We start from the raw sequence: 22,237 nt of genomic DNA, 5'->3' as shown, positions 1-22,237 counted from the left end.
TGAGTTGTCCTATAGGGTAGCCAATTCTCAATTAAGTCGAGTTTTGAACGAATTTTTGCATAAATATTTTCAGTGAATTTTTTTATGGTTATCGATAATTTTATCAATTCTAAAGAACCCTAACTCTTTGGAGCTATGAGTTTTTATGGGGTAGGTATATCTGACTGATGAATGAGTAGTGGTTTGTACGTAGTGAGGTGCAGCAGTCTGCCAAGCCAAATTTTGCCGTTTTGCTGTTGCGCTTTGATCACGGAAGGGATATTCCGTGCGCCCTGTGCTGACGGGGTCTCCTCGGCGCACGTGTATCAACCATTAAACGGTGTTTTATGGATCACGAAATTCAGAAGTCCTGCTGGGGGTTCACTGTGTGGACTGTCGCAACCCTCGGCGGCGTTATGGCGCTGCTTTATGTATTTGCAGGTGCCAGCAGTTAATCCCAAGATAACTGCTTAAACGCGGATTTTGGTAGGGATGCAGATGTGACGTCTGCATCCCTTTTTCTTTGAGCTGGTTCTAGCGTATCTTCAAAATCGATAATGTGCTTTTTGTCACGCAATGGACGCTAGGGCAGATTGCGTGCGGTTTTCTCGCCAGAGCAATTGTCTGCAACTGCCAGCACAATCTTTCCCAGATACTTCTTTTGCTCAAAAACCTCTTGCGCTTTGCCAATTTCTGCGAGTGGGAAGATTTGCGCGACCAGTGGCTGTATGTCGCCTGATTCAATGTGAGCAACAAGGTTCCCGAAGACTTCAGGTTCCAACACAGTGCAGCCAAAGAAGCTCAGGTCTTTCAAGTAGAGTGTACGGACATCCAGTTCCACGATAGGGCCAGCCATTGCTCCGGCGACTGCATAGCGCCCTCTGGGCTTGAGAATGGCGAGAAGGTCTGGCCATTGCGGACCGGCGACCAGATCAACCACCACATCAATGCTGTTGGGGCCAAGGCTCTCAACCAGATCATCACTGCGATCCAGCACACGGCTTGCTCCGAGCTCCTGAAGCATCTGAGCTTTTGAAGCAGAGGAGATGGCGATGACGTTTGCGCCGCGTGCGCGTGCCAGCTGGAGGGCCGCTGAGCCAACGCCTCCTGAAGCCCCCGTCACCAGAACTGTTTCTCCGGCTTTCAGGTTGGCACGGGTCAGCATGTTCTCCGCGGTTGAGTAGGAACAGGGGAACGACGCCAGCTCCAGATCGCTCAGTTGGCTTTGGATCGAGTAGACGTGGCGGTGATCGATTGAAACAAATTCAGCAAAGCCGCCATCGCATTCTGAGCCCATGAACCACGGTGACGCCAATTCATTGCCATTGGCATATTGCAGGCATGGCTCTACCAGCACGCGCTTGCCCAGAAGGGCCTGATCGACCTTAGCGCCTGCCGCGACGACCCGTCCGCACACGTCTATACCCTGAATGCGGGGGAACTGGAGCGGCTGGCCGGACCATGTGGCATCTTCTGCCTGATTATCGTGGCGCGAGTACCATGCTTTTCGTGTGTTGATGTCTGTATTGTTGACGCCTGCCGCCAGAACTTCAATCAGCACATCCTCAGGGCCGATGGCAGGCAAGGGCAGGTCGGTGTGCAGCTCCAACATGTCCGGTCCACCGTGCCCGGTGAGCGTTACTGCAGTCATTGTGGTGGGGAGGTTGCTCATCATGTTGCTTTCTGAGTGAGTGATTGAATTGCGGACTTGGCCCAAGTGAAGACCGTGGATCCGTGCAGGGGATAGGTTGAGACAACGCCTTCGTGGATCATGAAGAGCTCTCCAGCGTTGTTCTCAAGGTTGAGAAGGGCTGCCAGCTGGTCTTTGGTTTGCTGCTTGTGGCGTGTGACGCATTCTCTGACGAGTGCGCTGTCGGGATAGGCCGCAAGGGCCGCCTGATCCATGCAGCCGTGTGGTGCGTTGTTTGCCATCCAATGTTCGATGGTGCGGAGAATGCCCTCCAGAGGATCATCAGAGGACTGGGTTGCTGCCTCACTCAGGAAGGACAGGTAGCGCTGATTACGGACTTCCAGTGCGCCGATGATCATATGCTCTTTGGAGGGGAAGTATTTGTAGAGCGTGCGCAGGCTTACATTGGCGCCGCGCTTGAGCTCTGCAACGCCGGGGGCGGTGAAGCCGCGTGCTGCGAAGACGCCTTCCAGGCCTGTGCAGATGGAGTGTTCAAGATCAGTCATGCTTAATTGGTAGAGCGATCATTCTACCGAGTCAAATTGAAAAATGGAGAATGCGGTTGTGCGATCACCGATATGTTTGTGCAATGCGTTAGCTATGGAGGCTGCTATGACTGGCAAAAGCCAAAGCTTCCTGCTATTTGAGCGCTATGACGTTACATCTGGTGAAACTCTGTGTTGGCGTGGAAAGCGTTGACCAGCTGCGGAATTACATTGAACAGCGACAGATTCTGGCGCTGTCACACGGTTTGAGTGACGAGCAGATCCATACCACTCGTATGGTGCCGACTCGCATTGACGAGCTGCTGGATGGTGGTTCGCTGTACTGGGTGATCAAAGGCAATGTTCAGGTTCGCCAGAAACTGATTGATATCCGCGTGCACAAGGATGATTCCGGCAAGAAGCGCTGTGACCTTGTGATGGAGCCTTTCCTCCACCAGACACAACTGCAGCCGCGCCGTGCCTTTCAGGGCTGGCGGTATCTGAAAGTGTCAGATGCACCGCCGGATGTGAGCGGGCCAATGCTGGATGGGGATCAACTTGCCGAAATGCCAGAGGGTATGCGCCGCGAGTTGCAGGAGCTTTGCCTGATCTAAGCGATCTCTTTTTTGCGGATTGCATCTGTGTAAGCTGGGTGAGATAAACGTGGCATGTGGCTGTCTGTTCGGGAGAACCATGCTGTGACCGAGCTTATCGCATCGATTGCCGGGCCGTATCTTTTCGTGACAGGCCTTGGCTTCTTTATTTCCAGCAGTTTTTACCAGCGGATGATTGCTGCCCAATCAGAAGCAAACCCGATCCTGCTCAACTTATCCGGTGCGGCGCATTTTGTGATTGGCATGGTTGTGCTTGCCAACCATTTCAAAGTGTCCAGCATGGCGGGCGCTCTCGTAACACTGGTTGGAGCTGCTGCCGTGCTGAAGGGGGCAAGCCTTATTGTCATTCCGGATTACATGACAAAGTCACAACAAATGGGGAAGAGGGGCGTGCTTACCACGGGCACCGCTTTTACCGCAGTAGGCGCTTATCTGAGCTATGTCGGGTATTTTTAGGATGCCTTGTGCGGGCAAGCTGTTCTCAAAGTAAGATGCGAATTGAAAGCTTCTGAGACGCGGTAGGGTTCCGGGCAAATGCATTCATTCGCCCGGAGAGTCGTTTTATACTTCGATATTGTCGATCAGGCGGGTATCGCCAACTTTGGCGGCGACCAGAATACGGGCACCTTTGGCGTCGATGGGTGTGCCCAGATGCTGGCCGTGGCGCAGCTCGAAGTAATCTGTCGCAAATCCTGAGAGCTTGAGGACAACAAGCGCTTTCTTGCGCACTTCAATCCAGTTTTCACCGTTATGGAGTGCATTGCGCGCAGTCTGCAGCGTTTCAGAAATTGTTCTGGCTGTCGTGCGTTCCTTATCATCCAGATACTCATTGCGGGAAGACATGGCGAGGCCATCCTCTTCACGCACGGTTGGAGCGCCGATGACTTTGGTTGGCAGGTGCAGGTCTCTGGCCAGTTGCTTGATGACGCGCAGCTGCTGATAGTCTTTTTCGCCGAACACAGCGACATCTGGCAGAACGGCCAGCAACAGTTTTGCCACCACTGTGGCTACGCCGTTGAAGAAGTGCGGTCTGTGATCTGTTTCCAGACCAAGGGCCGGGCCTTCGATCTGAATAGATGTGGCAAAGCCGTTCGGGTACATTTCCCGTGCATTTGGAGCAAAGACGCCAAACACGTCGTAGCCCGCCAGCTTTTGCAGGTCGGTCTCTTCCGTTCTTGGGTAGCTCTCGAAATCTTCGCCCGGCGCGAACTGCTTTGGATTCACAAAGATTGAAACAATCACGATGTCCGCATGTTCCCGGGCCTTTTCGACCAGAGACAGGTGGCCTGCATGCAGTGCCCCCATGGTTGGAACCAGAGCGATTGTTTTGCCTTCTCGTCTCAGAGGTAATAGTGCAGCCCGCAGGTCGTCTACACCACGGTATACGTCTGGGAGATTTCTCATAGGCGTCTCCATGTGGGACCTCATCCCTTAATTTCTTGGCTTTGCAGCGTTTTTATCTGTTGTTGGTAATGGGTTTGCCCAGAAACTGTTGAACCCAATTGCAAGCAGAAACTGATATAACTGATTTTAGCAGATTTTGTGATTATTCTCATTGCACCAATAGTGGGTATTGGTCTTTAGCGAGCGAAATAACCAATCTGTCCCAATAATTGTTAAGTTGTTGGAATAAAATGCCTTCGTAATCTTTAGTGACGTGAACACAGGTACGCCCATGTCAGACAAGCTCTCCAAAAGATCCGGATCTTTAAACAGTCCTGTAGACAGCAAGAGTGATCTTTCCAACTTTCTGGAGGCTGCCAAAGACGCGGTTGCAGCGCCTGTCGGGGATGAGCGGGGCCGTTTGATCTTTGCGCTGGATGCCACAATGAGTCGGCAGCCCACGTGGGATCAGGCTTGTCACCTGCAGGAAGAGATGTTCATCGAAGCGGGCCAGGTTGGGTCGCTTGATGTGCAGCTGGTGTTCTTTCGCGGGTATGGCGAGTGTAAATCCTCGCGCTGGGTCAGCAATTCCCAAGAACTGGGCGGAATGATGCGCAAGATTCGCGTGCAGGCCGGGCGCACACAGATTCGCAAGGTGCTGGATCACGCCCTGGCTGAGACGCGGAAAAAACGGGTGCAGGCGGTTGTCTATATTGGTGACTGTATGGAGGAGAATCCTGATCTGGTCTGCGATAAGGCAGGGGAGCTCGGATTGTTGGGCGTGCCGGTTTTTGTGTTTCAGGAAGGCAAGGACATCCTGGCGGAGCGGGCGTATCGGGAGATTGCTCGTTTGAGCAACGGGGTTTATCTGAACTTTGATGACGGATCTGCTGCGAGCTTGCGCGGATTACTGGCTGCGATTGCAACATTTTCCGCCGGGGGCAGACAGGCCCTTGAGCGCCTTGAGCAATCGGGGCATAAAGGTGCTCAATTCTTGATAGAACACCTTAGCTAGAGCACGCCGCGTTTATTTACATTCACGCATCACGCTCGGCTCTCTAATTTTGTGCGTATTCTGATCCGGAAACCGGAACCACTTTTGGGGAATGCGCCTAATACATGTCAGGTACTAAATGGGCTATTTGGTCATGGGAGGATTGGTGCTTGCCATCCTCTATTTCTTCGCAAAGTGGCTGACGCAGTCAAATCCGGCAAAACTTAAAGAAGTTTTGAAAATGCTGATTGGCGGACTGCTGCTGGCATTCTGCGCTTTTCTTGCCGTCACCGGCAGATACGTTATTGCGCTGCCACTTGCGGCCTTTGCGCTGTCCCTTTTGGGTTGGGGGTCTGCGCAGAGTTTCAAGTTTCCCGGTGGATTCCCTTTCGGAGGACTGGGTGGTGCCTCCAAGAGTGCCGGTCAGACTTCCAATATCTCCTCCAGATTTCTCCATATGGAGCTGGATCATGATAGCAAGAAGCTGGAGGGCAAAGTGCTTGCCGGTTCCTTTGCTGGCCGCGCGCTGAGTTCTTTGCAGGTTGCAGAGCTCAAACAGCTTTGGCGCGACGTGCAGCCGGACGGCGACAGCGTTGCCCTACTCGAAGCTTACCTCGATAGCAGGCTCTCCAACTGGCGTGTAGACTTCCACGCGGATTCCACAGCGGGGCAGAGAGACACGTCTAGCTCGAGCGCTCTGACTGAGAAGGAGGCCTACGAGGTTCTTGGACTTGCGCCGGGAGCCTCCGTGGAAGACATCCGTGCTGCTCACCGCAGACTGATTAAACGATTGCACCCCGATAGTGGGGGTTCTGCTTTCCTGGCTTCCAAACTCAACGAGGCGAAGGATCGGCTTCTCAACAGACATTAGACTCACCGTGACTGATACGAGTTACTGATAGACGGCATAGCAGGAGTACTTGGCCTTCTTGAGTTTGGCACAAGCATCCCAGGCTGCTGTTTTGGTTTCAAACCCGATGAACCGCGCGCGGTACAGGGTTTGTTTCTTAGATTTGACCGGCTCTGTGTAAATGCGTTTGTTACGTAGGGTGGCCCCTGTCGCAGCGCGCGCATTTTCCAGGATCTTGATTGCTTTATCCTGGCTGTCGGTCGCAGAAATCTGAATGTGCCAGCCGGAGGTGTCGATGTCCTCTGGCTTCAAGCTTGCAATCTTCTGCTGAATTGGAGCGGAAGATGGTGCAGCTGTTTTCGCTGGCTGCTGCAGTTTTGCCGAGGCAGAAACAGCGGGGGCAGCCAGTGAATTGGCAACAAGGTCCTTACGCGGTGCCGGAGCAGGGGCTGTGGCCTGATGTTCCAGCATTTTTGCGATTGGATCAGATGGCTTCGAATTAGGTTTTGTACCGGTCGCGTTGGCATAAGCCAGCAGTGTCGACTGCTTTGCAGCTGGTGTGCCTGCTTTGGCAACTGGAATAGCCGGAGCAACTTTTGGGAACTGATAGCGTTTTGTTGTTCCTGCGTAGAGCATCGGTGTGGTGCGACGACCACGGGATGCTTTTGGCAGGTACTGGCTGATCAGATTGACCATCTGCGCATCACGGCTTTTGCCTGTACGGCCACCCAGAACCACAGCGACAATCTGGCGATTGTCACGTTTAACGTTGGTCACAAGGTTGAAGCCGGAGGCGTTGGTGTAACCGGTTTTGATTCCATCAACACCACGGACACGACCGAGCAACTTGTTGTGGTTGCCCATGCGGCGGCCAGCATATGTGTAAGAGCGGGTGTTGAAGTACTTATAATAGTTCGGGAACCGATCCTGAATCGCACGGCCCAGCAGAGCGAGGTCTGCTGCGGTGGTTACCTGCTTGGAATTTGGCAGGCCATGCGGGTTTCTGAATGTGGTGTTGCGCATACCAATTGCACGGGCAGTCTGCGTCATGCGGCGCGCAAAGGCTGTTTCAGAACCGGAGATATGCTCTGCAATCACAGTCGACGCATCGTTTGCGGACTTGGTGACGAGTGCATAGATGGCATCCTTAACGCGCAAAGAGCTGCCAACCTTCAAGCCAAGCTTTGTCGGTGGGCGACCTGCTGCGTAGCGGGAGACCTTCATTTTAGTGTTTAGTGTCGCGCGGCCAGCTTCCAGTTCCTCAAAGAGCACATAAAGTGTCATGATCTTTGTGGTGGACGCAGGGTAGCGTCGTGCATTGGCGTTGTTGGCGTACAAAACCTTCCCGGTTTTCGCATCAACGACAATACCAGCATATTTGGAATTTGCCTGGGCAACAGTCGGAGCTGTAGCGATTGCTAAGGATACAGCAAGAATGCCGACAGCTTGTCCCAATGCCTTTTTTAGGCGCCCAAATGGCCCAAAATTACGCAGACCCATGTTCTTTTCGCCCCGTGAGCAATAATGGCGGTTTACGCGCTCTGTACTAAATAAATTCTCTCATTGCTAGCGGAGGTGTGTTCAGAAAGCCTCAGCCGCTAAAAATGCGGCGCAGGTGACTCCCCCCGTTCGCGTCATACCCAGAATGATGCGATTACGGTTACAATTCTGTAAATACGATAAGGCAGATTGCAAAAATATTGTTTTTATCCGTTTTTTGTTTGTGGCTACGCCCCTGTCTTTTCATGATATTGCAGCGCAAAATAAAAGTTGACAAAATTTGTGCAGCGCATAATATCGCTGCGTAAGTTTAGAAATGTGGCGTTTGCTCCCCAAGAGACAAAAACCTAATCATCGAAATACCGGCGCCGCCCAATTGATGAGGTAATTTTCATGGTCACAGGATTTGAGAATATGCAGAAGCTTGGAAAAGATAACATGGACGTAGCTATGCAAAGCTTCGGTGCGTTTTCCAAGGGCATGCAGGCGATCTCTGCTGAGGTTGCGGACTACTCTAAGAAGTCTATGGAAGAGAGCAGCGCAGCAATGGAGAAAGTTGTTGGCGCGAAGTCTCTTGATAAGGCTATGGAAGCTCAGGCAGATTTTGCCAAAGTGAGCTACGAAAGCATGGTCGGTCAGGCAACTAAAATCGGCGAAATGTATGCTGAGATCGCTAAGGACGCTTATAAGCCCTATGAGGGTATGCTGTCTAAAGCTGCCAAGTAATCTACTGGCATAATTGAGATTGAAAGCCCGAGGTGCGTTAGCGCTTCGGGCTTTTTGGTTTTGCGTGTTTTAAATAGATTGCTCTGGTTGTTTCCATTTTCAGACAACCTATCTCTCTTCTTCAAGGCCCTCTCAAAACATTGTGATTCAGTATCCTGAATTCTGGCGGGCGTGTTTGGGTCCGCAGAATGGCCCGAATATGCTCATCTTACGTTGGGAGCAGGGTTTAACCCTTCGGATAGTCTGAGTGTTTTCTCTTCTTATTGGTTTGCATTTTCCAGTTTGCTTGGGGAATAATCAGTACTAACAATGAAAGAGAAGGCTTCGCGTGTCCTGAATGTCTGCAATTGATTGATCTGGCAGGTACATTCGGGAGGCTGCTGATGCCGCCGGGTGCGGGGCGTTGGCGCCAGCAAGTCTGTAAACCAGAGCGAAAAGACAGCGCAGATGCTGTAGCGAGAGTGTGAATGAGAGACCAGCGACAGGCAATGAGTGTTCTCAGGGGAGATAATCTTATGCTTACGGTGTATAATGAAACAGAAAATGAAACGCTGTTTGATTTTTCTGGAGTTGTTGGTGTGCCCTATGAAAATGCATATCCCTTGAATTCGCAGGGGGTACGTTTAAATACTATAAAGTCCTCTGCGTTATACATGGAGGGACAAAGAGAACAAATGAGCAGCGATTTCGACCTGGATAATGACGATGATGGCGGGACGATAACCGTTACCAAACCTAAGCCAAAAACAAAAAGGCCCAGTTTGTATCGCGTGTTGTTGCTCAATGATGATTTTACGCCGATGGAGTTCGTGATCCACGTTGTGGAGCGGTTCTTTCATAAGGATCGTGAAGATGCGACGCAGATTATGCTCCATGTCCATCATCATGGCGTAGGGGAGTGTGGAGTCTTCACCTATGAAGTGGCCGAGACAAAGGTCACACAAGTTATGGATTTCGCCCGAAAACACCAACATCCATTGCAATGTGTAATGGAGAAAAAGTAATAGGGGGCGCCTGTGCCGTCATTTTCTCGCAGTCTGGAGAAAGCTCTCCATCAAGCTTTGGCGTTTGCTAATGAACGCCATCAAGAATATGCGACCCTGGAGCATCTGCTGCTTTCATTGATTGATGATCAGGATGCTGCTGCGGTGATGCGTGCATGCAATGTGGACCTCGATCAACTGCGAAAAAGCATTGTCGAATATATTGATACTGAACTAGAGAACCTCGTTGTTGACGGGGATGATGATTCAAAACCAACCGCCGGTTTCCAGCGTGTCATTCAACGCGCTGTCATTCATGTTCAATCATCCGGGCGTGAAGAAGTGACTGGTGCCAACGTTCTTGTCGCCATTTTTGCTGAGCGTGAAAGCCATGCTGCTTACTTCCTGCAAGAGCAGGAAATGACACGGTACGACGCTGTCAATTATATCTCCCATGGTATTGCAAAACGGGCTGGCTTGTCTGAACCACGTCGGGTACGTGGTGCTGAAGAAGAATCCGATAGTGGCGCTGATCCTAATGTGAGCATGCCGCAACCTCCATCTGGTGGTTCTTCTGACCAAACAAAGCGGAAAACAGAAGCTCTTGAGGCTTATTGTCAGAATCTCAATGACAAAGCGTTTTCCGGTAAAATTGATCCGCTTATCGGGCGTGAGAAGGAAATTTCGCGCACTATTCAGATCCTGTGTCGCCGTGCCAAGAACAATCCACTTTATGTGGGTGATCCGGGCGTTGGTAAAACAGCAATCGCTGAAGGGCTTGCGCGCCGCATCATTGTTGGTGATGTGCCTGAGGTACTGAAAAACGCGACGATTTTTGCGCTGGATATGGGGTCTCTGCTTGCAGGTACTCGATATCGCGGTGATTTTGAGGAACGTCTGAAGCAGGTCGTCAAGGAAATCGAAGATTATCCGGGTGCGATCATGTTTATTGACGAGATCCACACCGTGATTGGTGCGGGTGCGACGTCAGGTGGTGCGATGGATGCATCTAATCTGCTGAAGCCTGCGCTGGCATCCGGTACGATCCGTTGTATCGGTTCCACCACATATAAAGAGTATCGCCAGTTCTTTGAAAAGGACCGTGCGCTGGTGCGTCGCTTCCAGAAAGTGGATGTGAACGAGCCAACCATTCCAGATGCGATCGAAATCCTGAAAGGGCTGAAGCCTTACTTTGAGGACTTCCATAACATCAAGTACACCAATGATGCGATCAAGGCAGCAGTTGAGTTGTCCTCTCGCTACCTTGCTGACCGGAAGCTTCCGGATAAAGCGATTGATGTGATTGATGAGTCTGGTGCGTCGCAAATGTTGCTGCCAGAGGGCAAACGTCGCAAGACAATCGGCCTGAAGGAAATTGAAGCAACGATTGCGACCATGGCGCGGATACCGCCGAAGTCTGTTTCCAAGGATGATGCAGCAGTTCTGTCCAACCTTAAGGATAGCCTGAAGCGCGTTGTTTATGGTCAGGACCCGGCGATTGAAGCGTTGTCTGCGTCCATCAAACTGGCCCGTGCAGGCCTGCGTGAACCGGATAAGCCAATTGGTTCTTATCTGTTCTCCGGTCCAACCGGTGTTGGTAAGACGGAAGTTGCGCGCCAGCTGGCATCAACACTGGGTGTTGAGCTGACCCGATTTGATATGTCTGAGTACATGGAGCGCCATACGGTTTCCCGCCTGATTGGTGCCCCTCCAGGTTACGTGGGCTTTGATCAGGGTGGCTTGCTGACGGACGCTGTTGATCAGCATCCGCATTGTGTGCTGCTTCTGGATGAAATCGAGAAGGCTCATCCTGATCTGTTCAACATTTTGTTGCAGGTTATGGATCACGGTAAGCTGACGGACCACAATGGTAAGTCTGTCGATTTCCGCAATGTGATCCTGATCATGACCACTAACGCTGGTGCGGCTGATCTGGCGAAAGCTCCTATGGGCTTCAATCGCATTGACCGTGATGGCGATGATATGGATGCGATCAACAAGATGTTCACTCCGGAGTTCCGGAACCGTCTTGATGCGATCATTCCGTTCGCAAATCTGGATAGTGACGTTATTCATCGTGTGGTTGAGAAGTTCGTTATGCAGCTGGAAGCTCAGCTTGCAGAGCGTAACGTGACCTTTGAACTGACACCTGAAGCTGTGGCCTGGCTATCTGAGAAAGGCTACGACCGTCTGATGGGGGCCCGTCCGCTGGGCCGCGTCATTCAGGAGCACATCAAGAAGCCATTGGCTGATGAGGTTCTGTTCGGCAAGCTTCAGAAGGGTGGTACTGTTAAGGTCTCCGTTTCTGAGGATCTTGAAGGTCTGCTTCTTGAAAGCGTTGAGGAACGTCCGACACCTAAGGCGAAGGCTGCAAAGAAAAAGCCGGTTGCCAAAGGCAAGGGCAAGTCCGTTGTTCCGAAAACGGGCCGGGGCGCTGATGCCACCAAACGTGGTGATGTTCCCGGTATTCCGATTGCGGATTAAAGCATTGATAGTTGAGAAAAAGCCGGAGCATCTGCTCCGGCTTTTTTGTATGGTGGGGCTACGTAGTCTTGTGTAGGATTCTTTATGCAGCTTCAATAGATTGCGTTTCTTCTTCCCCAAAGGCTCTTCTTTCTCGTGAGCCTCCGAGTTCTTAAATGACCAGTTCAGACATGGATATCGACGAAGGAGAGGATCCTTCGGAATTTGAGGGAGGTGCCTATTGGTTCCGCCAAGGAGCTAAAGGCGCGTTTTGCCTCCCGACACTTATTTTGATGATGGCCTTTGTGGGGTTTACCTCGCTGGCCCGCGAAGTTGGGCTTACGCTCACTGAAGTGCTCTTGATGAGTCTGTTCATGTGGGCGTTGCCAAGCATTGTTGTTTTGACGGGTGCTATGAGTGCCGGGGCGGGGTTGATCCCCGCTGCGATTGCAGTGGCTCTTTCCGCTGTGCGTTTGATGCCGATGACGGTGGCGCTGATGCCTGTTCTGCGGGATGAGAAGCGCACCAAGACGTGGCATATGCTGGTTGTGTCACATTTCGTGGCTGTGACGGCGTGGGTGTTTGCCATGCGCAATCTGCCAAGCATGCCAAGGGCGGCGCGCCTTCCGTTCTTTGCCGGGTTTGGGTCCACAGTGCATTTTGTGGTGCTGTGTTCGACCGCATTGTCTTACATAGTGCTTCCAGCGGTAGAAGGGCCGATTGCTGCTGGTCTGGTTTTGCTGACGCCGATCTACTTCATGTTTTCCATGTATCAGGCTTCTCGCACGAGTGGTGATAGGGCCGCGCTCATTCTTGGGCTCATTCTCGGGCCTGTCTTCTATCACTTCTTTCCGGGAGCTGATTTGCTGCTGACCGGGTTTGTGGGCGGCACAGTTGCCTTTGCGGGCTGGTTGTTTGCAACGCGGAGGGCTGAGCTGTGAGTGAAGTTTATGGCAGCTGGTGGTGGCCTTATGTGATGATCCTTGTTGCTGGCTTTCTGGCAACAGAGTGCTGGCGCTGGATAGGTGTGTTCGCCTCCGGCAAGCTGCGCGAGGATAGCTTGTTGTTTGCGTGGGTGCGGGCCGTTGCGACAGCGTTGATTGCTGGCATCATCGCACGGTTGGTTTTGTTTCCGGAAGGTGTGCTGGGCGATGTGCCGGTGTGGCTGCGTCTTGCTGCGGTGGCTGGCGGCGTTGTTGGATACAAGCTCCTCAACAACCGGCTGATGGCCGGGATTATCACAGCTGAGTTTGTGCTGATTGGTGGTTGGGCCTTTTTGATTTAGCGGATCTTGCTAAGCTTGATCGCACGCATTGCTGATCGTTGTTTCCCGCTCTAACGTAAGTTAGCGACTCGGGAGCTGACGATGACTTATATTGCCTTGAATGAGCAGACACTCTGTGATGAGCATATCTGCTGTGCAATCTCGGACAAAAAATGTGCGCAGGGCTATCAGTTGAAGAAGGACTGGCTGAGCCAGCAATTCTCCTCGGACTATCAGTTCATACGGTTGGATGAGCGCGCAAAGGTGTTCATTGAGTTTGGTCCGGCGGAAACTGGCTGGGCGCCTGTGGTTGCTCCCGGACATCTGCTCATCAACTGCTTCTGGGTTTCTGGTAAGTACAAAGGGCAGGGCCATGGCAAGGCGTTGTTGGCCAGGGTTGTGGAAGCGGCGCGTCAGACTGGTGCAACGGGTCTTGTGACGATTGCTGGCGCTAAGAAGATGCCTTTTCTCTCAGATGGTAAATGGTTCAAGCGGCAAGGCTTTGAGGTCTGCGATACCTCGCCGGATGGTATTGAGCTGTTGCGGCTTGGCGTTGATGGACAGGCTGGTTCAGCGAGCTTCTCTGAGGCGGTTCAAAAAGGAATTGGGCCAAAGGGGGAGGGGCTGGTTGCGTACTACTCCAATCGCTGTCCGTTCACGGATCATCATGTGATGCAGAACCTGAAAGAGACTGCTCAAAAGCGTGGGTTGCCGCTCAAGATCGTTCATCTTGATACGCTGGAAAAAGCACAGTCAGCGCCGACGGCCGCTACGATTTTCTCGCTGTACTGGAGCGGGAAGTTTGTGACGACAGACCTGAGTGTTTGCATGGATTCACGCTTCGATAAAATCATGCAAAAGGCATTGAATGAGAAAGTGTCTATCGAGCTGGTTTGATCATTTCAGGTGAATCGAAATTTTGAACCCTTGAGGATCTGATTCAAGTGTGTGGGCTAGTGCGTTGATTTCATAATCAAAATTGCAGGACGGTGTGGCGGTCGTTTCAAGTGAATCGAATTTCCCCGCGCAATCTGGCGTGAGTGCGCGGGGTTGTTTCATTTGAAATGATCAGGAGTGAGTTGCAACAGCTGCGCGGATTTTCTCCGCGTTTGCTTTGAGCTTGTCGCTGTCTTCCATCTCGCCTGTGTGTGGGCGCAGGGAAACGCCTTCAGTGCGCGGAATGACGTGAAAATGGGTATGGAACACCATCTGTCCGCCAGCGCCTTCGTTGAACTGGTGGATGGTGATGCCGTCCGCAGCAAATGCCTGCTTGAGGATGCGAGCCATCTTCTGGGCCGTCTTTGCGACAGCGGCAAGGTCAGCTTCTTCAATATCGAGGATGTTTCGGGAACCGTTTTTAGGCAGAACCAGCACATGACCATCTGCGCGTGGCATGATGTCCATGATTACAATGGTATTTTCGTCCTCAAAGACCTTCTCGGAAGGCAGTTCGCCGCGTAAAATTTTGGCGAAGATGTTTTGTTCATCATATGCGGAGCTGGTCATTGTGGGGTCCTCAATGGTCTCAATAATGTTTGGCCCCATTCATATCGCGATTCACTGCGGAAATCCCAATAAGAAATATATGTTGCGATCTGGTAGGTGTTGAGAACCTGAGTGGACTTAAGAAACTGATTCAAGTTTGGCGAGATTTGTGAGTCTCTTCAGAATCTTGTGGGGGTGTCTTAATGTAGGTTCTAGGAGCCCTGCTGGCGAAACGGTCCGTGTTCCGACAGGATTTTCTGTTCATGCAGAACGGCTTGGCGCTCCTGATCCAGATAGTGTGCGACTGCATTCCTTAACGAAGGGTGTGCAATCCAGTGAGCGGAGTAGGTGAGGTTGGGCATGTAGCCACGGGCGAGTTTGTGGCTTCCCTGCGCGCCAGCCTCAACACGTTGCAGACCGCGCGACAAAGCAAACTCAATGGCTTGATAATAGCAGATCTCGAAATGCAGGCAGGGGTGGTTCTCGATACAGCCCCAGTTGCGACCATACAGGGTGTTGCCGCCGATCATGTTGAGGGCGCCAGCAATATAGCGGCCATTGCGCTTTGCCATGATGAGCAAGGTGTGGTCAGCCAGTCTTTCGCTGAGGAGTGAGAAGAATTCCCGGTTGAGGTAAGGTGAACCCCATTTGCGATTGCCAGTGTCTACGTAAAACTCATAGAACGCGTCCCAGTGGCTTTCTTGTAAATCCGGGCCAGTGATCCATTCCACCTCAATATCGTGGTCCAGCGCGGTCTTACGCTCCTTACGGATGCTTTTGCGTTTGCGGGAGGATAAGACCTCCAGAAACTCGGTGAAGTCGCTGTAGCCGTTGTTCTCCCAATGGAACTGCTGGTCTGTTCGTAGCAGGAAGCCTTCGTCGCCCAGTTCCTTCCATTCCTGCTCAGTGAGGAAGGTGAGATGAGCTGATGAGCCTTCGATGCGTGTTGCCAGCTCTTTCAAGCCTGTGGTGAGGATCTTGATCGTTTCTGGTCGATTGGCCTCTGGTGAGATTAAGAGGCGACGTCCCGGTACAGGCGTGAAGGGAATGGAGCATTGCAGTTTGGGATAATAGTTTCCGCCAGCACGCTGAAATGCTTCAGCCCATGGATAGTCGAAAACGTATTCGCCCTGACTGTGGCTTTTTGCATAGGTTGGGATGGCAGCGATTGGTTTGCCATTTTCTTCCCACCAGATGTGTTGCGGGATCCAGCCCGCATCCCATCCGACGCATCCGCTTTCTTCCAGTGCTTGTAAAAAAGCGTGTGAAAGCATTGGGTTAAATTCGGAAGCTTGAGAAGTTGATTCAGTTTGCGAGTTTGGTGTGGATTGGATCGTTTCAGGTGAAACGATCCAATCCTGTTGATCGTAAAGGATCGGCGGTGTGCCGGGATTTGCCAGTGCGTCCCAGTCGGTGCTGGGTATCTCATCCAATGATGAGAGAACTTTCAGAACAGGTGATGGTGGTACTGGCAAATCAATTGGTCCTAAAGTGGATCTTCGTCTGGATTGAAACCTTCGAAGACAATCTGGTCAGCGTGTTTTGCCGCGTTGAGACGATCTTCTTTCGTTCTGACAGTCCATGTCATGGTTGGCAGGCCGTAGAACTCACGCAGGAAACTTGGACCATCTGCTGGCAGATCTTTCACGAAGAATGAGACGAAGTGTGGGTCTGTGCCTGCCATGTGCACCATCCAGGAGATTTTCTCGATCTCGTGTTCTGTCAGATGCAGGTGATCGTTCTCGCTCAGCGTGGTCATGGAGATGCAGCCACGCGGGATTTGCGGTGCGACGTCCTTCATGGTCCGAAGCATCTTCGGGTCAAAGGATTTTATTGCTGCCGGACCTTTATAATCGCTGAGGATTGTGGCGATGGTTTTAATGAACTCATCCTGACCTTCTGTAAGGTTCAGGGTTTTGATTTCAATAACCAGCGGCACTTTGCCATCGACCAGGTCGAGCAGTTCTTGCAGGGTCCACATTGGATCAGTGGAGCCGCGCATGGAGAGCTTGCGCAGGTCAGCCAGATCGAAGTCGATGACTTTGCCTTCGCCGTGTGTCAGGCGCTCAAGGTTCGGGTCGTGAAATACAATGACCTGACCGTCTTTGGTTTCCTGAAGGTCGACTTCAATGGCGAAGTTGTTCTCAATCGCGGCTTTGACAGCAGACGGGGTGTTTTCAAGAATGCCTGCTTCTTTGTTATGGAAGCCGCGGTGAGCGATCGGGCGGGCGGTGAGCCAGGAGAGATCTTGCATGGATTATTCGAACTTGCTTCTTCAATAAATGGGAGGTGTTTTGTGTGATCAGAACACAATTAGTCAGCAACTTCGAAAATTGCTTCGATCTCAACTGCTGCGTTGAACGGGAGTGAACCAGCGCTGACAGCAGAGCGTGCGTGACGGCCAGCATCACCCATTGCGGCAACCATGAAGTCAGATGCGCCATTGATGACTTTTGGCTGGTCGCCGAAGTCGCCATTGGAGTTGACGAAGCCAACGATCTTGACGAGGCGGACGATTTGGGAGAGGTCACCGGTGGCAGCTTTTGCCTGTGCCAGCAGATTGATTGCGCAAAGACGTGCTGCTTCCACACCATCTTCGATGCTCAGGTCAGCGCCAACCTTGCCGGTTTTTGTGATCTTACCGTCCTGCATTGGCAGCTGGCCGGAGATGAAAAGCTGGTTTCCGGTTTTTACGAAAGGCACGTAATTGGCAGCAGGAGCAGCAGCTTCCGGCAGTGTGACACCAAGCTTTGCGAGGTTTTGCTGGATTGTATCAGACATTCGTTTTCCCTCCGGTCGGAATGTTCTTTTGCAATAAGTGATGCAAATCCACGAAAACTCAAGAGTTTATCTCTTCACGAAGCCGTGGTCTGCAAGGTGAGGCGCAGACTCACATTAGAATCACTATGGTTGCAAGAGTGCAGGGGGCGTTGTCTACGTGGGAAACGTGTATCTAATTTGAAAGATTTACCCTAGCACCGATTTCCTTGGTGGAATGTTTGCGTTGGCGGTGGCGTTTATGCACTCTTTGAGGCTGGAAGAGAGGCATGCCCACGTGTCTTTTGTTCCGACATGATCGGAGGTTTTATGCTGAAACTACGCTTGAGACATGGTCTTCGCGGGATTGCAGGTTCTTCCCTCTCTATGAGTTTTCTACTGTTTCCCTCGTTAGGCAGTGCTGCCGATCTTCAGCCTCACAAAGCCGTTTATGACATGCGATTGTCGAGCGCCCAAAATGGTGCGGACATTTCTGATGTGAACGGGCGCATGGTCTATGAGCTTTCCGGTTCTGCCTGTGATGGATTTACTGTGGACCTGCGTTTTGTGGTGATGAGTGTTGATGACGAGGGGCAGGAGACTATCACTGATCTGCGCAGCACCTACTTTGAAGCACCAGATAATTCTCAGCTTTCGTTTGCCTACAAAACCTTCATTGATGATTTTTTAGCCGAGCAAGCACAAGGTACAGCGGAGCATCAAAGCTCCAAAGTGGACGTGGATTTGAGCGGACCAGATGAGAAGACGCTGAGCTTTGATGGTTCCATCATGTTTCCGCTGCAGCATCTGCACAGCGTGATTGATGGTGCAGCTGGTGGGCAGCACTTTATGGTTTCCAAGCTGTATGATGGCAGTGTTACTGGTGAGCAGTTGTTTGAGGCCACCACTGTTGTTGGCCGTAAGCTGGCTGATCCTTTGGCGCAGCGTTCCGATCAGCTTTCCCTGCCGAATGCTTTGGGACATGCAGATGCCTGGCCGGTTTCTATCGCTTATTTCAATTTAAGCGATGGTGCGCGCGGTGAGCGGACACCGGACTATCAGCTACGGACAGTGCTTCATGAAAACGGCGTTACCAGAAGCATGAACCTGAATTACGGGGTGTTTGAGCTGGAAGGTGCTTTGGTTGAGCTGGACCTGAAGCCTATAGTGCATGTCAGCACATGTGGAAGCTCCGTGGCGCTGGAGGAAGAAGTGAGCGCACCGTTTGCAGGGGCGATCAAGAAAGAGCAGCTGCGGTAGCTCAGCGTTTGCTCGGTGATTTTATGGAGCGGCCAAGAGAGACGACTGAGCTGTCTTTGAATTTTCCACGCAAGGCATCCATTGCCCGTTCTGCTTTGGCACGTTTTTCGGCCTGTTCGTCCAGTAAGTCTTCCGGGTCGGCCTGATCTGCCGGGCCTAAATCTCCAATCCCTACGCCGATGAGGCGGAACCGCATTTTACCGTCGGCCACGTTGTGCAGCAGATCATCTGCTGTGCGGAAGATCTTGTCGGCCAGTTGGGTTGGATCATGAAGCATGCGCGAACGGGTGATGGTTTTGAAGTCGGCTGTTTTGAGTTTCAGCGTGACAGACCTGCCAGATTTTTCTGCCTTCTTGGTGCGGTAGGAGACTTTTTCAGTCAGTGCCCAAAGGCTTTTTGAAAGCTGAGTGACGTCAGAGACATCCGTGTTGAATGTGGTTTCGCCGCTGATGCTTTTTGCGCCTCTGTTTGAGGAGACGTGCCGGTCATCTTCCCCCTGACACAGTTTTGCAAGGCGCAAGCCCATGGCGCCGTATTTGCGCGCAAGGTCTGTCGGGTCTTTGAGTTGCAGCTGGCCGATGGTTTTGATGCCGTCCCGTTCCAGCTTGCCCTGAAACACCTTGCCAACGCCCCAGATGACGCTGGTTGGCTGTTTGGCAAGGAACTCTTTCTTTTCTGCATCCCCAATGACTGAAAAACCGCGGGGTTTGTCCAGGTCTGAGGCGATTTTGGCGAGGAACTTGTTGGGCGCGAGGCCGACGGAGACTGAGAGCCTGAGCTCTGTCTGGATCTTGTTCACGAACTGGACGAGTAGTTCTGCTGGTGTCGCGCCATGAAGTTTCTGCGTGCCGGAAAGGTCTAGAAAGGCTTCGTCAATGGACAAGGGTTCGACAAGCGGGGTGAGTTTTTCCATCTCTTCGCGAATTTGGCGGCCAACCTGAGAGTACAGTTCCATACGCGGTTTGATCACGACTGCGTCCGGGCAGGCATCGAGTGCTTTGAACATGGGCATAGCCGAGCGCACGCCGTAAATGCGGGCAATGTAGCATGCTGCGGAGACAACGCCGCGCTGGCCACCGCCGACAATGACAGGGCGATCTGCCAGCTCCGGGTTCTCACGCTTTTCGACGGAGGCATAAAATGCATCGCAGTCGATGTGAGCGATTTCGAGTGTATCCAGTTCTGCGTGGGCAAGGATGCGCGGGCTGCCGCATTTGGGGCATCGCGTCAGGTCTGCCCGAAACCTGTGTGTACAGTCCCTGCAGAGTGCTTTGAGGGGGGTGGTGGCCTCAGGTGCCATGGAAGCCAGACCTTAGATTATTTTTGGAGTTCCAGTGCAGGGTCTGTAGCATGACCTAGTCCTCAATCTCCCAGGAAATTCGTGCGCCGCCCACATAAAACACGGAATTGCGCATCTGGTCTTTATCCCATTCCTCAATCGTCCAGTCTTTTGAGTTGACGGGATCAAAGTTCAGGAAAAACTTGTCTTGCAAAAACATGCCGACAATAGGGTGTTTGATCGTGGTGTAGGCGCCGCCGCCCGGTTCGTGGAGTTTGAACTCAAGACTCTCTTCGACCCTGATCTTCAGCGTGCTGATGGCGCCTTGTGGCGATGTTGCCGGGCGCTGACAGTCATGTGCGGCAAACTCCAGAAGCATGGAGCCGGGGCCGCCGGATACACCGGAGGTGAACAGAGCGCTTTGCAATATCGCCCCGTTTAGATGTCCAAAACGCTCCAGAAAATACTGAAGGGTCGTGCTTGAAAGTTGTTCCACGCTTGGATTCTCTGGTTTTGTGAAAGGTGCACTTACAGCTGTGAGCTTACCTTACCGCAGCGACCAACAGATTTTCAATAAAATCGCCTGTTTCTTTCCAGCAATTGCTCTTCAGGGCAACGTTGGGCAGATCTCCGGCGGTTGCGAAGAAGCGTGAGTCAGCAATGAAATGTACGAGCTGTACGTGAGGGGTGCTTTTGCCGACGGAGATAATGTTGGTTGGGCTATCGTCAATGAAAATAACCGGGTGATGGCCCCGTTTAGCGCACAGAGCCGCAACGGCTCCGCCTTTCGGGCCTTCGTTGGTGACGAGCGGGTAGTCCATGCCAAGACGTGCGAGCAGATTTTCACGGGCAGATTTGTTGTGGCTCCCGGGCAAGTTAGTCAGGATGACGATGTCACAGAGCTTCGACAGGCGCTCAAGCTGTTCAGCTGCATGTGGAACAGCTTCCTGCTTGCCGACCTCGCTTTCGAAGAAGTCATGAATGACTGCCATGCAAGCATTGTCTGTCAGGTTCTCGCCAGTCTGCGTGCAGACCATGTTTGCCTTGAGGCGGTATGCGGTTTCCTTGAAGGCGACGCCTTGATCTTTCATGAAACGCTCAAGGTGCGGGATGAATTGCAACAGAACTTCGTCCACGTCGCAGATGAGGAGCGGATGGGCGCGTTTTTCGATCTCTTTGATTTGCTGCAATGCGTTGGCGTTTGCGGTCTCAATGTTGGGCAAGGAAATCTACGCCTCCAGCAAGTTTAAGATGAGCTGCGGCAATCATGGTCGGGCGAACGCCGACACTTTCTGTGTAGGCGAGCAGTAGTTGCTCGTCCTGCATCAGGAATTCAAGGACGCCAGCCAGGAAGCCTGGTTCGGCTGCTGCGTCGCGAATCTCTTGAGGCCCAATCCCGGCTAAAGACAGGAAGCGACCGAGCTGTTCGGGCTCGCTGCCAAGAAATGTAAGGGCACCAATTGCAATTTCCTGTGCAGTATCTTCGGTCAAACTGCCGGTTTTGCCTAAATTCATTGGTGTTTGCCTTTCTGAAACGAATCCGAATTAACTATGTAGCAGGAAATTTAGTGTGGGACTTGTCCCAATGCCAGTCGCAACGCGGCTGCATCACACCTTTATTTATGGCTAAACCATTTTTGGGGCGGCATTCTGTGCAGGACTGAACTGATGCAAAAGACCGTGCTGATTGTTGAAGACAACGAACTCAACATGAAGCTGTTTAACGATCTGCTTGAAGCTCATGGATACGCGACCTTGCAATCTCGCAATGGCATGGAAGCGCTTGAGCTTGCTCGTGCACATAAGCCGGATCTGATCCTGATGGATATCCAGCTGCCTGAAGTTTCAGGGCTTGAAGTGACCAAATGGATCAAAGAGGATGATGACTTAAAGATCATTCCTGTGATTGCGGTGACTGCTTTTGCCATGAAGGGGGACGAGGAGCGCATTCGCCAGGGCGGATGTGAGGCCTACATTTCCAAGCCAATCTCTGTTGGCAACTTCCTGGAGACAGTCTCAGGGTTCCTGAAGGACACCTAATACAACCGTGATTAGTTGTGATTGTGGTTAATTGGTAAATTGTGCTCAGCTAGAAGTTGTGGGTTTACCGATCCTCAGAAAGCAAAGCTTTAGTAACCTGTTTGATCTTACCAGTTTTCATTGAGTGAAAGACTCTCATCAAAAGTCGTAGGTCTTTGAAACTAGATGAAATCACCGAGTGAGTCTTGCGGGGACTATTGGGTTTCTGTGCGTATGCCTCTTGATAATCGGCGGTTTCTTTCCTTTTGTTGTGTATAGGTGAAGAATCCCCTCCATTTTCAGGAGCGCAATTACCTTAAAGCTTTACTAAAGTCGTAAATGTTGCGATGGTGATATACGAAATCATCAGCTTCATGAAATTATTGACTGCAAAATTGCAGTATTGGCCTTTGGTTGATTGAATAAGTCCCGGCAATACTGCTTCATAGTTTCCCTACGGAGCGCTCAGGTCCGCCGCATCTCCTGGGTCCGTGGGGTTGGCCGGC

General features: G+C 51.9%; 24 protein-coding genes. 12 read left to right on the top strand and 12 right to left on the bottom strand.

What is annotated here, in order from left to right; genetic code table 11:
• Window positions 1–562 precede the first annotated feature (562 nt).
• A complete protein-coding gene (locus PsAD46_RS21290; RefSeq protein ID WP_063307832.1) occupies window positions 563–1,651 on the bottom strand; it encodes an alcohol dehydrogenase family protein in 1,089 nt (362 codons plus the stop codon).
• Window positions 1,651–2,175 (bottom strand): TetR/AcrR family transcriptional regulator, encoded by a 525-nt coding sequence (locus tag PsAD46_RS21285; RefSeq protein WP_063307823.1) that lies wholly within the window; start codon window positions 2,173–2,175, stop codon window positions 1,651–1,653. The genes PsAD46_RS21290 and PsAD46_RS21285 overlap by 1 nt, the downstream gene beginning before the upstream one ends.
• A 146-nt stretch (window positions 2,176–2,321) precedes the next feature.
• Here PsAD46_RS21285 and PsAD46_RS21280 point away from each other — a divergent pair, with 146 nt between their 5' ends.
• Together PsAD46_RS21280 and PsAD46_RS21275 are read left to right on the top strand one after the other, a co-directional pair.
• Complete coding sequence (locus PsAD46_RS21280; RefSeq protein WP_057463384.1) at window positions 2,322–2,768, top strand: DUF1489 family protein; 447 nt, start codon at window positions 2,322–2,324, stop codon at window positions 2,766–2,768.
• An 84-nt stretch (window positions 2,769–2,852) separates the two neighbouring features.
• The gene (locus tag PsAD46_RS21275) at window positions 2,853–3,224 is read left to right on the top strand and encodes a hypothetical protein (RefSeq protein WP_153040803.1); all 372 of its coding nucleotides are present in this window, start codon (window positions 2,853–2,855) and stop codon (window positions 3,222–3,224) included.
• Between the two features lie 105 nt (window positions 3,225–3,329).
• Here the strand turns inward: PsAD46_RS21275 and panC are convergent, their stop codons facing one another.
• Window positions 3,330–4,172, bottom strand: a complete 843-nt coding sequence (gene panC, locus PsAD46_RS21270) for a pantoate--beta-alanine ligase (protein WP_063307831.1) — start codon at window positions 4,170–4,172, stop codon at window positions 3,330–3,332.
• Window positions 4,173–4,443: 271 nt separating this feature from the next.
• Between panC and PsAD46_RS21265 the strand changes: the two genes are divergently transcribed.
• Together PsAD46_RS21265 and PsAD46_RS21260 are read left to right on the top strand one after the other, a co-directional pair.
• On the top strand, window positions 4,444–5,166 hold the full coding sequence (locus tag PsAD46_RS21265) for a hypothetical protein (RefSeq protein ID WP_063307821.1): 723 nt from the start codon (window positions 4,444–4,446) through the stop codon (window positions 5,164–5,166).
• A 118-nt stretch (window positions 5,167–5,284) separates the two neighbouring features.
• Window positions 5,285–6,016: a DnaJ domain-containing protein gene (locus PsAD46_RS21260; protein ID WP_057463381.1), complete on the top strand. Its 732-nt coding sequence runs from the start codon at window positions 5,285–5,287 to the stop codon at window positions 6,014–6,016.
• Window positions 6,017–6,037: 21 nt separating this feature from the next.
• Here the strand turns inward: PsAD46_RS21260 and PsAD46_RS21255 are convergent, their stop codons facing one another.
• Window positions 6,038–7,495, bottom strand: a complete 1,458-nt coding sequence (locus PsAD46_RS21255) for a D-alanyl-D-alanine carboxypeptidase (RefSeq protein ID WP_063307820.1) — start codon at window positions 7,493–7,495, stop codon at window positions 6,038–6,040.
• A 393-nt stretch (window positions 7,496–7,888) separates the two neighbouring features.
• Between PsAD46_RS21255 and PsAD46_RS21250 the strand changes: the two genes are divergently transcribed.
• The 6 genes from PsAD46_RS21250 to PsAD46_RS21220 all read left to right on the top strand — a co-directional run bounded on the left by PsAD46_RS21250 (window position 7,889) and on the right by PsAD46_RS21220 (window position 13,828).
• Window positions 7,889–8,221, top strand: a complete 333-nt coding sequence (locus PsAD46_RS21250) for a phasin family protein (RefSeq protein WP_057463379.1) — start codon at window positions 7,889–7,891, stop codon at window positions 8,219–8,221.
• Between the two features lie 674 nt (window positions 8,222–8,895).
• The gene (clpS, locus tag PsAD46_RS21240) at window positions 8,896–9,225 is read left to right on the top strand and encodes an ATP-dependent Clp protease adapter ClpS (protein WP_057463448.1); all 330 of its coding nucleotides are present in this window, start codon (window positions 8,896–8,898) and stop codon (window positions 9,223–9,225) included.
• A gap of 12 nt (window positions 9,226–9,237) precedes the next feature.
• On the top strand, window positions 9,238–11,688 hold the full coding sequence (gene clpA, locus PsAD46_RS21235; protein WP_063289444.1) for an ATP-dependent Clp protease ATP-binding subunit ClpA: 2,451 nt from the start codon (window positions 9,238–9,240) through the stop codon (window positions 11,686–11,688).
• A 155-nt stretch (window positions 11,689–11,843) separates the two neighbouring features.
• Window positions 11,844–12,608, top strand: a complete 765-nt coding sequence (locus PsAD46_RS21230; RefSeq protein ID WP_063307819.1) for an AzlC family ABC transporter permease — start codon at window positions 11,844–11,846, stop codon at window positions 12,606–12,608.
• Window positions 12,605–12,952 (top strand): AzlD domain-containing protein, encoded by a 348-nt coding sequence (locus tag PsAD46_RS21225; RefSeq protein WP_063307818.1) that lies wholly within the window; start codon window positions 12,605–12,607, stop codon window positions 12,950–12,952. Before PsAD46_RS21230 ends, PsAD46_RS21225 begins: the two co-directional genes overlap by 4 nt.
• 81 nt (window positions 12,953–13,033) lie before the next feature.
• On the top strand, window positions 13,034–13,828 hold the full coding sequence (locus PsAD46_RS21220) for an N-acetyltransferase (RefSeq protein ID WP_063307817.1): 795 nt from the start codon (window positions 13,034–13,036) through the stop codon (window positions 13,826–13,828).
• Between the two features lie 171 nt (window positions 13,829–13,999).
• On the opposite strand, the gene PsAD46_RS21215 is transcribed toward PsAD46_RS21220, so the two are convergent.
• The 4 genes from PsAD46_RS21215 to PsAD46_RS21200 all read right to left on the bottom strand — a co-directional run bounded on the left by PsAD46_RS21215 (window position 14,000) and on the right by PsAD46_RS21200 (window position 17,197).
• A complete protein-coding gene (locus PsAD46_RS21215; RefSeq protein WP_063307816.1) occupies window positions 14,000–14,437 on the bottom strand; it encodes an HIT family protein in 438 nt (145 codons plus the stop codon).
• Between the two features lie 191 nt (window positions 14,438–14,628).
• Window positions 14,629–15,867: a GNAT family N-acetyltransferase gene (locus PsAD46_RS21210; RefSeq protein ID WP_063307830.1), complete on the bottom strand. Its 1,239-nt coding sequence runs from the start codon at window positions 15,865–15,867 to the stop codon at window positions 14,629–14,631.
• 35 nt (window positions 15,868–15,902) lie between these two features.
• Complete coding sequence (locus PsAD46_RS21205; RefSeq protein ID WP_063307815.1) at window positions 15,903–16,670, bottom strand: glycerophosphodiester phosphodiesterase family protein; 768 nt, start codon at window positions 16,668–16,670, stop codon at window positions 15,903–15,905.
• Between the two features lie 59 nt (window positions 16,671–16,729).
• Window positions 16,730–17,197, bottom strand: a complete 468-nt coding sequence (locus tag PsAD46_RS21200) for a RidA family protein (protein ID WP_063304126.1) — start codon at window positions 17,195–17,197, stop codon at window positions 16,730–16,732.
• Window positions 17,198–17,503: 306 nt separating this feature from the next.
• Between PsAD46_RS21200 and PsAD46_RS21195 the strand changes: the two genes are divergently transcribed.
• Window positions 17,504–18,433: a DUF1849 family protein gene (locus tag PsAD46_RS21195; RefSeq protein WP_159096806.1), complete on the top strand. Its 930-nt coding sequence runs from the start codon at window positions 17,504–17,506 to the stop codon at window positions 18,431–18,433.
• A 1-nt stretch (window position 18,434) separates the two neighbouring features.
• On the opposite strand, the gene PsAD46_RS21190 is transcribed toward PsAD46_RS21195, so the two are convergent.
• Genes PsAD46_RS21190 through PsAD46_RS21175 form a run of 4 tightly spaced genes read right to left on the bottom strand, consistent with a single transcriptional unit; the run spans window position 18,435 to window position 21,227 of the window.
• A complete protein-coding gene (locus PsAD46_RS21190) occupies window positions 18,435–19,733 on the bottom strand; it encodes a DNA polymerase IV (RefSeq protein WP_063291720.1) in 1,299 nt (432 codons plus the stop codon).
• 55 nt (window positions 19,734–19,788) lie between these two features.
• Window positions 19,789–20,208: a hypothetical protein gene (locus tag PsAD46_RS21185; RefSeq protein ID WP_063291719.1), complete on the bottom strand. Its 420-nt coding sequence runs from the start codon at window positions 20,206–20,208 to the stop codon at window positions 19,789–19,791.
• A gap of 46 nt (window positions 20,209–20,254) precedes the next feature.
• On the bottom strand, window positions 20,255–20,935 hold the full coding sequence (locus PsAD46_RS21180; RefSeq protein ID WP_063307814.1) for a hypothetical protein: 681 nt from the start codon (window positions 20,933–20,935) through the stop codon (window positions 20,255–20,257).
• Complete coding sequence (locus PsAD46_RS21175; protein ID WP_057463369.1) at window positions 20,922–21,227, bottom strand: DUF3572 domain-containing protein; 306 nt, start codon at window positions 21,225–21,227, stop codon at window positions 20,922–20,924. The genes PsAD46_RS21180 and PsAD46_RS21175 overlap by 14 nt, the downstream gene beginning before the upstream one ends.
• Before the next feature lie 153 nt (window positions 21,228–21,380).
• Here PsAD46_RS21175 and PsAD46_RS21170 point away from each other — a divergent pair, with 153 nt between their 5' ends.
• Window positions 21,381–21,752 (top strand): response regulator, encoded by a 372-nt coding sequence (locus PsAD46_RS21170; protein ID WP_057463368.1) that lies wholly within the window; start codon window positions 21,381–21,383, stop codon window positions 21,750–21,752.
• The last annotated feature ends 485 nt before the right edge of the window (window positions 21,753–22,237 follow it).

Origin of the sequence: Pseudovibrio sp. Ad46 (assembly GCF_001623065.1) — a bacterium.
In the GTDB taxonomy this organism is placed as follows: Bacteria; Pseudomonadota; Alphaproteobacteria; order Rhizobiales; family Stappiaceae; genus Pseudovibrio.
The sequence above is the reverse complement of the archived record's forward strand: the minus strand, read 5'-3'. Positions and strand labels throughout refer to the sequence as shown.

What these genes read in the sequence shown, in the direction of transcription:
- PsAD46_RS21290 (WP_063307832.1), bottom strand. Translation starts at nt 1,651, where the DNA reads ATGAGCAACCTCCCCACCACAATGACTGCAGTAACGCTCACCGGGCAC.
- PsAD46_RS21285 (WP_063307823.1), bottom strand. Translation starts at nt 2,175, where the DNA reads ATGACTGATCTTGAACACTCCATCTGCACAGGCCTGGAAGGCGTCTTC.
- PsAD46_RS21280 (WP_057463384.1), top strand. Translation starts at nt 2,322, where the DNA reads ATGACGTTACATCTGGTGAAACTCTGTGTTGGCGTGGAAAGCGTTGAC.
- panC (WP_063307831.1), bottom strand. Translation starts at nt 4,172, where the DNA reads ATGAGAAATCTCCCAGACGTATACCGTGGTGTAGACGACCTGCGGGCT.
- PsAD46_RS21265 (WP_063307821.1), top strand. Translation starts at nt 4,444, where the DNA reads ATGTCAGACAAGCTCTCCAAAAGATCCGGATCTTTAAACAGTCCTGTA.
- PsAD46_RS21260 (WP_057463381.1), top strand. Translation starts at nt 5,285, where the DNA reads ATGGGCTATTTGGTCATGGGAGGATTGGTGCTTGCCATCCTCTATTTC.
- PsAD46_RS21255 (WP_063307820.1), bottom strand. Translation starts at nt 7,495, where the DNA reads ATGGGTCTGCGTAATTTTGGGCCATTTGGGCGCCTAAAAAAGGCATTG.
- PsAD46_RS21250 (WP_057463379.1), top strand. Translation starts at nt 7,889, where the DNA reads ATGGTCACAGGATTTGAGAATATGCAGAAGCTTGGAAAAGATAACATG.
- clpS (WP_057463448.1), top strand. Translation starts at nt 8,896, where the DNA reads ATGAGCAGCGATTTCGACCTGGATAATGACGATGATGGCGGGACGATA.
- PsAD46_RS21230 (WP_063307819.1), top strand. Translation starts at nt 11,844, where the DNA reads ATGACCAGTTCAGACATGGATATCGACGAAGGAGAGGATCCTTCGGAA.
- PsAD46_RS21220 (WP_063307817.1), top strand. Translation starts at nt 13,034, where the DNA reads ATGACTTATATTGCCTTGAATGAGCAGACACTCTGTGATGAGCATATC.
- PsAD46_RS21215 (WP_063307816.1), bottom strand. Translation starts at nt 14,437, where the DNA reads ATGACCAGCTCCGCATATGATGAACAAAACATCTTCGCCAAAATTTTA.
- PsAD46_RS21205 (WP_063307815.1), bottom strand. Translation starts at nt 16,670, where the DNA reads ATGCAAGATCTCTCCTGGCTCACCGCCCGCCCGATCGCTCACCGCGGC.
- PsAD46_RS21200 (WP_063304126.1), bottom strand. Translation starts at nt 17,197, where the DNA reads ATGTCTGATACAATCCAGCAAAACCTCGCAAAGCTTGGTGTCACACTG.
- PsAD46_RS21195 (WP_159096806.1), top strand. Translation starts at nt 17,504, where the DNA reads ATGCTGAAACTACGCTTGAGACATGGTCTTCGCGGGATTGCAGGTTCT.
- PsAD46_RS21190 (WP_063291720.1), bottom strand. Translation starts at nt 19,733, where the DNA reads ATGGCACCTGAGGCCACCACCCCCCTCAAAGCACTCTGCAGGGACTGT.
- PsAD46_RS21175 (WP_057463369.1), bottom strand. Translation starts at nt 21,227, where the DNA reads ATGAATTTAGGCAAAACCGGCAGTTTGACCGAAGATACTGCACAGGAA.
- PsAD46_RS21170 (WP_057463368.1), top strand. Translation starts at nt 21,381, where the DNA reads ATGCAAAAGACCGTGCTGATTGTTGAAGACAACGAACTCAACATGAAG.